The organism is Haloterrigena salifodinae (assembly GCF_003977755.1).
Classification (GTDB): Archaea; Halobacteriota; Halobacteria; order Halobacteriales; family Natrialbaceae; genus Haloterrigena; species Haloterrigena salifodinae.
In genome coordinates, this window is the sequence record NZ_RQWN01000002.1 from 203913 (window position 1) to 215753 (window position 11841).

Sequence of the window (11841 nt, forward strand, 5' to 3'; positions counted from 1 at the left end):
GTGGTTCACTCACCGATCGGGCGGATCCGACGCGTCAATCTCGTCGGCCTGGAGGACGAACGTCCGCTCCGGCGGCGGCGCGATCCGCAACTCGAGCGACCGCGTGAGTCGGTAGTACTTCCGGTTGCCGCGCATGTACCACTCGACTAAGTCGGCGTCCTCGAGCGTCGAGAGGTGGTGGATGGCGCTCGTTCCGTCCATGCCGACCGCCTCGGCGAGTTCGGAGACGTACTTCGGCCCCCGGGAGAGTTCGCGCAGAATCTCGAGTCGGGTCCCGTTGCCCAGTACCTCGATCAGGGACATAGAGTCACGTGGGTCGCCGACCCAAGAAGGATTTCGCCGGTACGCTCCCCCTACATACAGGATTCGAAGGACGTTGGTTCAGGTTTATGCCGGTCAGTGTGGTACCAAACACCATGTCCGATCGAGTCACGCTCCCGGAGGATCGCGACCGCGACCGGCGGACGATCACCGACGGGTTCTTCGAACGAGAGGTGTACCTCTCGCGGGAGGAAACGGCCGCCTTCCTCCGGGAACTCGCCGATCAGCTCGAGGCCGACACGCGGGTGACGGTGGCGGGGTCGACGTGGGAGATCCCCTTCGAGTACCGCGACCCGGTCGAGGTCGAGATCGAGTTCGCGAGCAAGCGCGAGCGCGAACTCGAGATCGAACTCGAATTCACCGAACGTGGCGAGGGATCAGACCTCTCCGTCCGCTGACCGCCGGCGAGGATCAGTCCCGGTCCTTCCACAGCCGCCAGAGCGCGCGGTATAGCGCCCACATATCACAGTCGAATTGGTCGCCGAGCGAGCGACAGGTCTCGAGGTACGTCTCGTAGTCCGCAACCGACGGCGGCTCGGGATATGGTTCGGACAACTCCCCAGAGTCGGCGAGTACGGTCCACTCGCGTTCGCCGACGACGATGCACCGCTGGGGGTCGGCAAAGAACAGGAACGCCGACGCTACCGGGACATCGACGCCCTCGAGGGCGGTCAGTCGGTCGATTCGATCAGCGGGATCGGTCGCTGCGGCGACGTCGGTGATCGCGTCCCGGACGGTCTCGAACTCGTTTCGTCCGAACCGCTCCTCGCGCTCCCGACGGCGGGCGTCGGGGATCGCACCGAGGAGGCGCCGGTAGTACCACTGGACGACCCACTCGGCGTCACGGCGGCCGAACTCACCCGCGGCGAACGCGTCCGGAAGCGTCTCGACCGACTCCCGTTCGACGGGATAGAGGGGTTCGCGCTCGCGGTACTCGTCGGCGTTCGCCTCGACCAGCGATCGGGTGAGTTCCATCGCCGTGGTATAATTTGGCACGCGCGGCCGTGAGCGTTCCCCCTCTTGGCCTCGCTACGGCGATGGACGTCGAAGTCGACCTGACGCCGTCCGAAACGGGTCGCGCCCGTCCGGTAATCGGTATCGATTTTCGTGATATATGCTAGAAAGACTCATGGATGCGGACGGAGTCCGTCTACGTGGCACCGAACCGCAGGCCGACAGCTAGCAACTCAGACCAATGTCCAGCGATCAGCAAGAGCACCACGATCCGGTCAAGACGATCTGCCCGTACTGCGGCGTCGGGTGTGGCATTCAAATTCAACAGGGCGACGATCCCGGCGACGTCCAGTTCATGCCGTGGGGCGACGCGCCGGTCAACGAGGGCCGTATCTGCATCAAGGGCGGCGCGGCGACGGAAGTGATCGACCACGAAGACCGGCTCACCGAACCGCAAATCAAGGAGGACGGTGAGTTCCGGGAGGCGACGTGGGAGGAGGCCTACGAGTACGTCGTCGACGAACTCGAGCGGATCCGCGCCGAGTACGGTCCGGACGCGACGGGCTTCTTCGGCTCCTCGAAGACGATGAACGAGGAGAACTACCTCCTCCAGAAGCTCGCGCGCCGGTACGGCACGAACAACGTCGACAACTGCACGCGGATGTGTCATGCCTCGACGGTCTGGGCGCTGCGGACCAGTCTGGGCGCCGGCGCGATGACCAACAGCATGCGCGACCTCCGCGAGGAGTGCGACCTGTTCTGGATCCAGGGCGCGAACCCCGGCGAGCAACACCCCATCGCTAACAGCCAGTACTTCCGGCAGGCCGTCCTCGAGGGCGCGACCGTCATCCAGGTCGATCCGCACGCGAACAAGACGACGCGGTCGTTCCAGATCGACGAGACGGAGCGCCACCAGCACCTTCAGTTGAACCCAGGCACCGACATTCCACTGCTGAACATCGTCCTGAAGACGATCCTCGAGCACCACGAGGAGAACCCCGACGACGGCTGGATCGACGAGGCGTTCGTCGAGGAGCGCACGGAGGGGTTCGACCACCTGAAGGAGACGCTCGAGGACTTCGACAAGGAGGCCGCGGCCGAGGAGTGCGGCCTTCCGCTCGAGGCGATCGAACTCGCGGCGGAGAAGTACGCCGCGGCCGACAACGCGGCCATCTTCACGGGGATGGGGATGAGCCAGCACGCCTGCGGCGTCGACAACGTCCAGAACGAGATCAACCTGGCGCTGATCACCGGAAACATCGGGCGTCCCGGGACCGGCGTCAACCCGCTTCGCGGCCAGAACAACGTCCAGGGGACCTGCGACGTCGGCGCGATGCCGAACGTCCTCCCGGGCTACCAGCTGGTCGACGACGACGAGGCCCGCGAGTCCGTCGAGGACGTCTGGGGGTTCGAGATTCCGGACGAGCCGGGACTGACGAACGTCGAGATCTCCTACGCGGCCGGCGACTCGATCCACGGACTGTACGTCATGGGCGAGAATCCCGTGATGAGCGAGCCCGACGCCAACAGCGTCGCCGAGCGGCTGAAAGAACTCGAGTTCGTCGTCGTCCAGGACATCTTCCCGACCGAGACCGCCGAGTACGCCGACGTGCTCCTCCCGGCGACGACCTGGGCCGAGCGCGGCGGCACCGTCACCAACACCGACCGCCGCGTCCAGCGCATGCGCGGCGTCGAGAAAGTTCACGAGAACACGAAGCACGACCTCGAGATCCTCTCGGAAGTGGGAACGCGGCTGTTCGACGAGGGATTCGACTTCGACGACCCCGAAGACGTCTTCGAGGAACTCCGCCAGGTCTGCCCGAGCTACCACGGGATGACCTACGACCGCCTCGGCGATGAGGGCGTCCACTGGCCCTGCTACGAGCCGGGCGACGAGGGCGATCCGTTCCTCTACGAGGAGGAGTTCGAGACCGAAAGCGGGCTGGGCCACATCGAGGGCGTCGATCACACCCCGCCCGCCGAAACCCCGGACGACGAGTACCCGCTGATCCTCACGACCGCGCGCCTCGAGGAACACTACAACACGGGGACGATGAGCACCCGATCGCCGACGCTCAACCGCCAGACGCCGGAGAACTTCGTCGACGTCCATCCGGCCGACGCCGAGCGCTATGGGATCGGGGACGGCGAGTACGTCCGGTTGCAGTCCAGGCGCGGCGAGATCACGCTCGAGGCCCATGTCACCGAGGACACCAAGGAGGGTGTCGTCTGGACGACGCCGCACTTCGCGGCCGCTTCCGCGAATCGACTCACCAATCACGTCCTCGACGAGCGGGCGAAGATCCCCGAGTACAAGGCCGCCGCCGCCGAGATCGAGGTCGACGTCGAACCGCTCGGCGAGACGGCCGATCCGGCGGCCGACGACTGACCGTCGGCCGTCGCCGGTCGCTCCTCGTCGTCAGGCCGGACTCGAGGTCGCCGTCGCTGTCAACAACAGGTCTCCTCGAGTCGGAGCCGATCCAGGTCGCCGCCGGCGGTCACGCGACGGCATCCTCCGTCGGCACCCACTCGAGGAGCGGATTCGACTCGCCGACGGCGAGCGCGGCGATCGATCGCCCGCAGGTCTCGCAGTCGCTCTCGAGGGCCACCCGCGGCCGTCGGCAGCAGTGTTCGACGCGCTCGCGGCGCGTCTCGAGACGCCCGTCGCAGGCGGGACAGCGCTCCCGGAGGAGTCGCAGCCCCGTGAGCACGTCGCGGCGATCCGCCGGCTCGAGCGTCTCCCAGCCGTCCAGGCGGGTTCGGAGTTCTCGGTCCGCGGCGACGTCGGCCGCGAGCGCCGCGTCCGACTCCCATCGGAACTGCTTCGTCCCGTCGAGTTCGACGGTGGCCTCGCCGTACGAGTCGATCTCGTCGGCGTCGACGAGGGATGCGACGGCGTCGGCGGGAGATTCCACCGCGCTGCCGGTCGGCAGGCGGTCGGTCCATCGCTCTTGGAAGTCGTTAGTCAAGCGGAGCCCGTTACCGTTCGCCGCCGAGCGCACTACGTCGGCCGTCGAGAGGGTCTCGACGGCGTCCTCGAGGTCGGCCGTCTCGATCGTCGGCCGTCGTTCGGGCTTCGGGGTGTCGGCTTTGCCGAACCATGAGAGAACCCGCTCGGGGAGGTAGCGCCGCGTGAGCGTCGGCGTGCCCGGAATCAGATAGCCCCGGAGGTAGACGAGGAGCAGACAGCACGCGAACGCGAGCGCGCCGACGAGCGCGGAGCCCGCGATGCCGATTCCGACCGCGAGGACGAACGCGATCGCGACGTTCACTACCGTGCACGGGAGACACCGATTCTCGCCGGTGTACTCCGGTCGCTCAAGTCGCGCGAACGCGTCGGGGACGTCGATCACCGTGACTCACCGCCGACGACTACGCGCCGAACGGCGAAAAAAGGCCGCCGCTCGACTCCCGTCTGCATCGACTCGCGGCGCCGTCTTTCACTTGTTTCAACGGATCTCGAGTATGATTTCGGAACCGATCGTTGTTGCTCGTTCCACGACTTTCGGTCGTTCGTAACGAATGTGTGGCAACAACTAACACACTTCGGCGGGAAGAGCCGAGTGTGAACGACGATGACTGAACTCGGCGGATTCCAAGACAACGTCGCACGTATCGATCTGAGCGATGGGGAGGTGAACTACGAGTCGATCGACGACGAAGACGCGGAGAAGTATATCGGGGCGCGTGGCCTCGGCGTAAAGTACGTCTTCGAACAGGGCCCCGACGTCGATCCGCTCGGTCCCGATAATCTACTAGCGTTCATGAACGGGCCGCTTTCGGGGACGCAGGTGACGATGAGCGGTCGGATTGCCATCTGCACGAAATCGCCGCTGACGGGCACCGTCACGGACAGCCACCACGGCGGCTGGTCGGGCGCCCGGCTGAAGTGGTCCGGCTTCGACGGCCTGCTGTTCGAGGGACAGGCCGACGAGCCGGTATACGCCTTCGTCGAGGACGGTGAGGTCGAACTCCGGGACGCCTCCCACCTCTGGGGGAAGGGCGTCCACGAGACCCGCGATACAATCGAGGAGGAGGTCGAAGGGGCCTTCGGCAAGAACCTCTCGATCATGGCGATCGGTCACGCAGGCGAGAACCTCGTTCGCTTCGGGAACATCATGAACGAGGACGACCGGGCCTCCGGTCGCGGCGGCACCGGCTGTGTCGCCGGCTCGAAGAACCTCAAGGCGGTGGTCGTCAAGTCCGGGACGAAGATGCCTAAACCGGCGGACAAGGAGACGTTCATGGAGGGCCACCAGCAGGCGATGCAGGCCATCCAGGAGTCGGAGGTCACCGCACCGAACGAAGGCGGCCTCTCGATGTACGGGACCAACGTCCTCATGAACATCACCGAAGAGATGGACGGTCATCCGACGAAGAACGGGGTCTACACCTCGGGGAACGCCTACAACGAGAGTGAGGCCGATCGACCGCACGACCTCGACGCCGACCGCATCAGCGGCGAGAACGTCCGCGAGAACATCCTCGTCGACGAACCCACCTGTCACTCCTGTCCGGTCGCCTGCAAGAAGGAGGTCGAAGTCGACGTGATGCACAAGGGCGAGGACATGAACATCCGGATGGAGTCCTACGAGTACGAGTCCGCCTGGGCGCTCGGGACGAACTCCGCCAACGACGACCGGGATCAGATCGCCCTCATGATCGACCGCTGCAACGACTTCGGGATGGACACCATCGACACGGGCAACATGCTCGCGATGGCCATGGAGATGAGCGAAAAGGGGTACGTTGACGAGGACGTCAACTGGGGCGATACCGAACAGATGGTTGAAATGATCGAGCGCATCGCCCACCGCAACGGCGACCTCCCCGACGGGCTCGCGGAGGGCGCCGAGGGCGCGGCCGAGCGGTTCGACGCCCACGACTGCCGACTGGACGTCAAAGGCGAGACCATCGCCGCCTACGATCCCCGCTGCCTGAAGGGGATGGGCATCGGCTACGCCACCTCGAACCGCGGTGCCTGCCACCTGCGCGGGTACACCCCCGCTGCAGAGATTCTGGGCATCCCCGAGAAGGTCGATCCCTACGAGTGGGAGGGGAAGGGCGAACTCACCGCCCAGTTCCAGGACCTCCACGCGATCTCGGACAGCTTCGACATCTGCAAGTTCAACGCCTTCGCGGAGGGCATCGAGGAGTACGTCACCCAGTACAACGGGATGACCGGCCGCGACGTCACCGAAGACGAACTGCTCGAGGCGGGCGAGCGCATCTACAACTTAGAGCGCTACTACAACAACCTCGTCGGCTTCGACGGCAGCGACGACTCGCTGCCCGAGCGCTTCCTCGAGGACGGCATCCACGGTCAGGGCGCTTCGGAAGGCGAGTACTGCGAACTCGAGGAGATGAAGGCGGAGTACTACGACCACCGCGGCTGGGTTGACGGCGTCGTCCCCGACGAGAAACTGGACAATCTCGGCATCGATATCGGCCCCGGCACGGGCGTCTCCGCCGGCGATAGCGGCGCTGCGGCACCGGGCGACGACTGAGGAGCGTCGACCCTCGAGCGGTTCTTTTGTGGAACGCGGATAGCGTGGTCAGTACAGGCGAACGAGCGTGCACTCTCCGTAAGCGAACGACGTGAGCGAGCGGGCCACGGAACCCTCGAAGCCGCGCCAATGGCGCGGCTGAGGGGGTAACGTGTTCGAAAGACGCTATGCGTCTTCCGTCAGCGAGACCCTCGGTCTCGCGGACCTCGCGAATCGAAGATTCGCTCAGTCACGAGACGGCGAAGCCGTCTCGAACGACCGCGCAAAAGGGTGGCGAGCAACGTAGGTAGCCCCCAGTATCAAACCGGCGCGAGTGGAACGGTTCACATGGCGACCGAACGGTCCGATGTCAGGATCCACGAGCCGCGGGGTGACAACCAGTGGCTCACCGGACTCGTGTTTTTCGCGCTCGCGGCGCAGTTCATGACCGTCAGCATGCTCGCCGCGTCGATGGCGCCGGGCTACGACTTCACGCAGGGAGCGATCAGCGATCTCGGCGTGATCGATGAGACGGCGCCGCTGTTCAACGCGTCGCTGGTTGCCGCCGGCGCGCTGAACCTCGTCGGCGGCGCCCTCTTCTACCGGGCTCACGGGGCGCGGTGGATTCTGGCCGTCTACGTCCTCGCCGCCATCGGGGCGACCGGCGCGGGCGTCATCCCGCTCGACAGCGGGGATCTCCACGGGCTGTTCGCGCTCGCGGCCTTCCTCGGGTTCAATCTCGAGGCGATCGCCAGCGGGACTCGCATCGCCGGCCCGATGAAGGCGATTTCGGTCCTCGCCGGACTCGTCGGAATCGCCTTCGTAACGGTGATGGCGGTCGGGGACGCCGGCAATCCGGCCGTCTTCGGTCCGATCGGCCACGGCGGCGCGGAGCGGCTGATCGTTTACCCGCCGATGCTGTGGCTGCTGGCCTTCGGCGGCTATCTGCTTGCCGAGCCGTCGATTGACGCTGCCGCGGACTGACTCGAGGACGGCCCCGCTCGAGGATGTGCCGGCTACTCGCTCGAGGCGTGATCCTTGAGAGAACTGACTGTGTATCCGGCAGGGACTGTTGGTTGCGGTACAACACACGGTTTTCGTGATCACCGTCGCTGTGAGGTCAGTTCGAGTTAGCGCTCGTATCCTCGTGAAGGTGAGGTGGCCGTCCTGCCAACCGTGGCAACGGGGATTTCCACGCCCTCCCCAGCCGATTCGGTCGCTCCTTGCAGTCGCTCGCTCATCCCTCGCACAACATCGAGCCGCGGTTCGTCACGGGCTCACGGGTCACTTCGTTCCCCGTTCGCTTCGCGAGGCGATCCCTTCGGTCCCGCCTCGCGGACCTCACCGCGGCTCAGCGCGCGCCACGGCACACCGGATAGCCAGTTCGAGACGGGACTGATCCGATTGCGAGCGCCGACGAACGTATCCCTGCTCCGTTCCTACGGCGGCTACCATGATGGCCACGACCCACGTCTTCGCGGGACTCGCGCTCGCTGCCGCCGTCGCTGTCGTCGCGCCGCAGTTCGCGGTCGTCGTCGCGAGCGCGGCGATCGTCGGGGGACTGTTCCCCGACTTCGACCTCTACGCGGGCCACCGGAAAACGCTCCACTTCCCCGTCTACTACGGCGCGCTCGCGGTTCCCGCGAGCCTCGCCGCCGTCCTCGTCCCGACCACTGTGACCGTCGGCCTCGCCGTCTTCCTGCTGGCCGCCGGATTGCACTCCGCGAGCGATCGGTTCGGCGGCGGCCTCGAGCTAAAACCCTGGCGGGCGACCTCCGAGCGGGCGGTCTACAGCCACTACCACGGCCGCTGGCTCGCGCCCCGTCGGTGGATCCGCTACGACGGCGCGCCGGAGGACCTCCTCCTCGCGAGCGCCCTCTCGGTCCCCGCTCTACTGGTCTTCGAAGGATCGATTCGGACGGCCGCGCTCGTCCTTCTCGCTATTTCAGTGGGCTACACGTTCGTGCGAAAACCGCTCGTCAGCGTCGCCCAGCGGCTCCTCGAGCGCGCGCCGGACGCCGTCCTCTCGGTCGCGCCGGACCGGTTGCTCCCGCTCGAGGACGAGTCCGAGCGGACGGCCGATTGAGCCGTCGAGCCGTCGCTACCGGTCACATCGGGCAGTTCAAAAGATCGATCCGCGGGCCGTCGGGACGTCCGCTACGACGTGATCCGAGCAGTGGTATTCCCAGCGGCTCGTCCGGTCACGTCGGGGACGTTCAGTCGTCGGCGACGGCGTAGTTCGCGCTGGCGTCGGTTTCGGCTTCCGGCTTCGTCAGCTCGATCGCGACCTCCCCGTCGTCGATCGAGACGTGCACGTCGTCGAAGGACTTGCGGTACTCGGTCGCGTGCTTGCCGGAGGTATTGATCCGGACTCGTTCCTCGACCAGTTCGGCCTCCGTTAGCTTCTCGACCTTCCGGTAGGCCGTCGACATCGGGATGTCGCACTGCTCGGACAGTTCCGTCGCGGTCAGCGACTCCTCGCTCGTCGCCTCGAGGATGGCTCGGCAAGCGTCGTCGTCGAGCGCGCCGAGCACGGCGCCGGCGTCGATCGAGTCGTCGGTTGCGGGCCATCCTTGCTTAGGTGAGTTCGTAGCGGACATCGTCTTCACTCTCTACTATCGGCCGGACCCCCTCCAAATGAGTCCCACTAAATCTGGGTCCTTTATATACGGGTTCGAAAACAGCCGCGTCGAGTGCTATCGGGCTGGTTTCGCGCGGGGACGAATGGCGGGTTCCGTGGTATCTATCAGCATTCCCCTCGAAACGGCGGGTGTCGCCGGCGAGCGAGACAGGACAGAGGGTTTACGAGGCCGGCTCCCCCAGCAGTAGCTATGCCTTCGGGGATTCGAGCGGAGATCAAAATCGACGATCCGGCCGGCTGCGTCGTCACGGCGGCCTCGGCGGCGGTGAGCGGCCGCGTCCTCTCTGTCTCGAAGAGCGCGAATCCGGACGCGCCAGAGCGCGTGACCGAGGAGTTCATGCTCGAGGCGGAGGAGTACCCCGACGAGTTCGACGTGGAGGCCGACGTCGACATCGAACCCGTCTTCTCCTACGGCTCGAGCGAGGTGTATCGGTTCGGCCGCGAGCTGGGGTGGGGCTGTCCCTGCGAGTGTATCGAACGCCACGACTCGCCGCTGGTCGACGTCCGCACGAAGGGGGCGTCGCTGTATCTGACCTTCCACGCGTCGGATATGCACGGCCTGCAGGCGATCATCGGCGACTTGAAGGAGCGATACTCGAACCTCGACGTCCAGCGCCTGCTGCAGTCACAGCAGGACCACGACGAGCGGAACCTCGTCTTCGTCGACCGGAGCACGCTGACCGCCCGCCAACTCGAGGTCCTCGAGACGGCCCACCAAATGGGCTACTTCGAGCACCCGAAACGAGCCAACGCGGGCGAGGTCGCCGAGGAGCTCGGAATCACCAGCACGACGTTCACCGAACACCTCGCGGCCGCGCAAACGAAACTCCTCGACGCGATCCTCGAGTACGACGACTGATCGCACCGACCGGTCACTCATGATCCAAAAACGCTTCGGGACCTACTGCGGGTCGGCGTCGAACCGCAACCCTATATATAGTGGACGCACAGCTATGAACGTAGACGACCCACGAGACACACGGACTACGCCCATCTCATGAGCAGATACGAATTTACCTGTCCAGAATGCGGCCAAGCGATCGAGGTCAACGAGGAGATGCGCGAGGCCACGCTTGAACACGGGTGTCCGGTCTGCGGTGCCGACGTCACGTCCGCGGACTTCGCCGCCGAGCAACAGACGAACTGAACGCTCGATCGCTCCCGTACCGATGGCCCCTCCCGACCGACGTTACTCCTCGCGATCGACTTCGGTTCGCCGTCCCTCGAGGCTGTCCGGATCGAGTCGGTAGAGTTCGATATCCAGCTCTTCCTTACCCTGCGCCCAGATTTCGAACAGCGGTCGCTTCGCCTCGCCGTACTGGGCGATCTGGTCCGGCGTCAGCTCCGAGGGCGAAATGTCCTCTAACTGCCCCGTCGCGATGACGCTCCGATAGGTCGAGTCCCGCTCGTCGTAGACGACGAGCCGTGCCGCCGGGGAGGACTCGAGGAACGCCCGCTTCTCGCTTTCCGGCGTCGATACCAGCCGCATATAGAACACGCGCTCGTCGTCGTCGTACCCGTACGAGATCGGAATCGCGTAGGGGTCGTCGGTACGCGCGAGCGATAACACCCCCGTCTCGTGGTCGCCGAGGAAGTCGTCGATCTCCGCGTCGGCCATGTCGGTCTCCTGATCGATAGCCATCGTCTCAGTGCATTGAGCAAGGGCGAACACGCTCTTTATAGTTGCCATCGGCGTCGACCGCCGGTTTGAGCCGGCACCGGCAGGTCGGCGTTACGGTCCGTCGTCGGTCGCGCCGTTCGGTTCGCCTCCGTTCGCGTCCGCGCCGTTCGTCCCGATACAGACCGGTTCTCGAATCTCGAGGGCCGTCTCGAACGTCTCCTCGCGGTCGGTTCGGCGCCCGATCCGCAGCAGTTGCTCCTCGTGTGCGCGACGGACGGCCGACCGCTCGCGGTCGGTCATGTCGAGCTCCTCGCCTACTGCTTCCCAGTGGCCCCACTCGACCAGAAACGCCTCGCGCAGGTCGTCCGCGTGGACGCGCTCGTACTCCCGTCGGTAGCGCTCGCGGTCGGCCGCCAGACGGCGCTGTGCGCGGTCGACGAGGTCCGGCAGCCGCGTCGGCGCGACGCTCGCCTTCGCCGCCGTGAGCACGAGGATCTGGCCCTCGATCGGCTCGCCCGACATCAGCCACCCGCGCGCATCGCCTTCTGGGCGAACTTCTCGACGAGCGGCTCGAGGCGGTCCTCGTCGCCCTCGAAGACGACGGTTACCTCTGTCAGTTGCAGCGACGGACCGATCCCGACCTTCTCGGAGGAGAGCGTCGCCGTCCAGTCCTCGCCCGCGACGGTATCGTCGTCGACCTGCTCGCCGCCGAGGTTCGTCAGATAGCGGATCGCCAGTCGTTCGGAGATACCGCGAAAGGAGCGTTCGACGCGCGTTGCCATGGTCGTCGATACGGCGGCCGATCGGATAAACTCGAG

14 protein-coding genes are annotated in these 11841 nt (G+C 65.7%); 7 read left to right on the forward strand and 7 right to left on the reverse strand.

Translation table 11 applies throughout. The annotated features are described in order from the left end of the window. Positions 1–9: 9 nt before the first annotated feature. Positions 10–303: an ArsR/SmtB family transcription factor gene (locus EH209_RS09760; RefSeq protein WP_126662731.1), complete on the reverse strand. Its 294-nt coding sequence runs from the start codon at positions 301–303 to the stop codon at positions 10–12. A gap of 113 nt (positions 304–416) precedes the next feature. Between EH209_RS09760 and EH209_RS09765 the strand changes: the two genes are divergently transcribed. Further along, the gene (locus EH209_RS09765; protein WP_126662732.1) at positions 417–719 is read left to right on the forward strand and encodes an amphi-Trp domain-containing protein; all 303 of its coding nucleotides are present in this window, start codon (positions 417–419) and stop codon (positions 717–719) included. A 13-nt stretch (positions 720–732) separates the two neighbouring features. Here EH209_RS09765 and EH209_RS09770 read toward each other — a convergent pair whose 3' ends face one another. Then, positions 733–1296, reverse strand: a complete 564-nt coding sequence (locus EH209_RS09770) for a hypothetical protein (RefSeq protein WP_126662733.1) — start codon at positions 1294–1296, stop codon at positions 733–735. A gap of 220 nt (positions 1297–1516) precedes the next feature. Here EH209_RS09770 and fdhF point away from each other — a divergent pair, with 220 nt between their 5' ends. Then, positions 1517–3664: a formate dehydrogenase subunit alpha gene (gene fdhF, locus EH209_RS09775; protein WP_126662734.1), complete on the forward strand. Its 2148-nt coding sequence runs from the start codon at positions 1517–1519 to the stop codon at positions 3662–3664. A gap of 109 nt (positions 3665–3773) precedes the next feature. On the opposite strand, the gene EH209_RS09780 is transcribed toward fdhF, so the two are convergent. Next, positions 3774–4628 (reverse strand): hypothetical protein, encoded by an 855-nt coding sequence (locus EH209_RS09780; protein WP_126662735.1) that lies wholly within the window; start codon positions 4626–4628, stop codon positions 3774–3776. Between the two features lie 222 nt (positions 4629–4850). On the opposite strand from EH209_RS09780, the gene EH209_RS09785 reads away from it, so the two are divergent. The 3 genes from EH209_RS09785 (at position 4851) to EH209_RS09795 (ending at position 8847) form a co-directional block, all read left to right on the forward strand. After that, on the forward strand, positions 4851–6782 hold the full coding sequence (locus tag EH209_RS09785) for an aldehyde ferredoxin oxidoreductase family protein (RefSeq protein ID WP_126662736.1): 1932 nt from the start codon (positions 4851–4853) through the stop codon (positions 6780–6782). A 327-nt stretch (positions 6783–7109) separates the two neighbouring features. Beyond that, a complete protein-coding gene (locus EH209_RS09790) occupies positions 7110–7745 on the forward strand; it encodes a DUF998 domain-containing protein (protein WP_126662737.1) in 636 nt (211 codons plus the stop codon). A 469-nt stretch (positions 7746–8214) separates the two neighbouring features. After that, positions 8215–8847 (forward strand): metal-dependent hydrolase, encoded by a 633-nt coding sequence (locus EH209_RS09795; RefSeq protein WP_126662738.1) that lies wholly within the window; start codon positions 8215–8217, stop codon positions 8845–8847. A gap of 130 nt (positions 8848–8977) precedes the next feature. On the opposite strand, the gene EH209_RS09800 is transcribed toward EH209_RS09795, so the two are convergent. Then, complete coding sequence (locus EH209_RS09800; protein ID WP_126662739.1) at positions 8978–9361, reverse strand: ArsR/SmtB family transcription factor; 384 nt, start codon at positions 9359–9361, stop codon at positions 8978–8980. A 231-nt stretch (positions 9362–9592) separates the two neighbouring features. Here EH209_RS09800 and EH209_RS09805 point away from each other — a divergent pair, with 231 nt between their 5' ends. Further along, complete coding sequence (locus EH209_RS09805; protein WP_126662740.1) at positions 9593–10261, forward strand: helix-turn-helix domain-containing protein; 669 nt, start codon at positions 9593–9595, stop codon at positions 10259–10261. 138 nt (positions 10262–10399) lie between these two features. After that, positions 10400–10549 (forward strand): DUF7560 family zinc ribbon protein, encoded by a 150-nt coding sequence (locus tag EH209_RS09810; RefSeq protein WP_126662741.1) that lies wholly within the window; start codon positions 10400–10402, stop codon positions 10547–10549. Between the two features lie 42 nt (positions 10550–10591). Here the strand turns inward: EH209_RS09810 and EH209_RS09815 are convergent, their stop codons facing one another. The 3 genes from EH209_RS09815 to EH209_RS09825 form a co-directional block, all read right to left on the reverse strand. Beyond that, positions 10592–11044: a pyridoxamine 5'-phosphate oxidase family protein gene (locus EH209_RS09815; protein ID WP_126662742.1), complete on the reverse strand. Its 453-nt coding sequence runs from the start codon at positions 11042–11044 to the stop codon at positions 10592–10594. A 90-nt stretch (positions 11045–11134) separates the two neighbouring features. Next, positions 11135–11545: a hypothetical protein gene (locus EH209_RS09820; RefSeq protein WP_126662743.1), complete on the reverse strand. Its 411-nt coding sequence runs from the start codon at positions 11543–11545 to the stop codon at positions 11135–11137. Beyond that, positions 11545–11805, reverse strand: a complete 261-nt coding sequence (locus EH209_RS09825; protein ID WP_126662744.1) for a hypothetical protein — start codon at positions 11803–11805, stop codon at positions 11545–11547. The genes EH209_RS09820 and EH209_RS09825 overlap by 1 nt, the downstream gene beginning before the upstream one ends. Positions 11806–11841 lie beyond the last annotated feature (36 nt).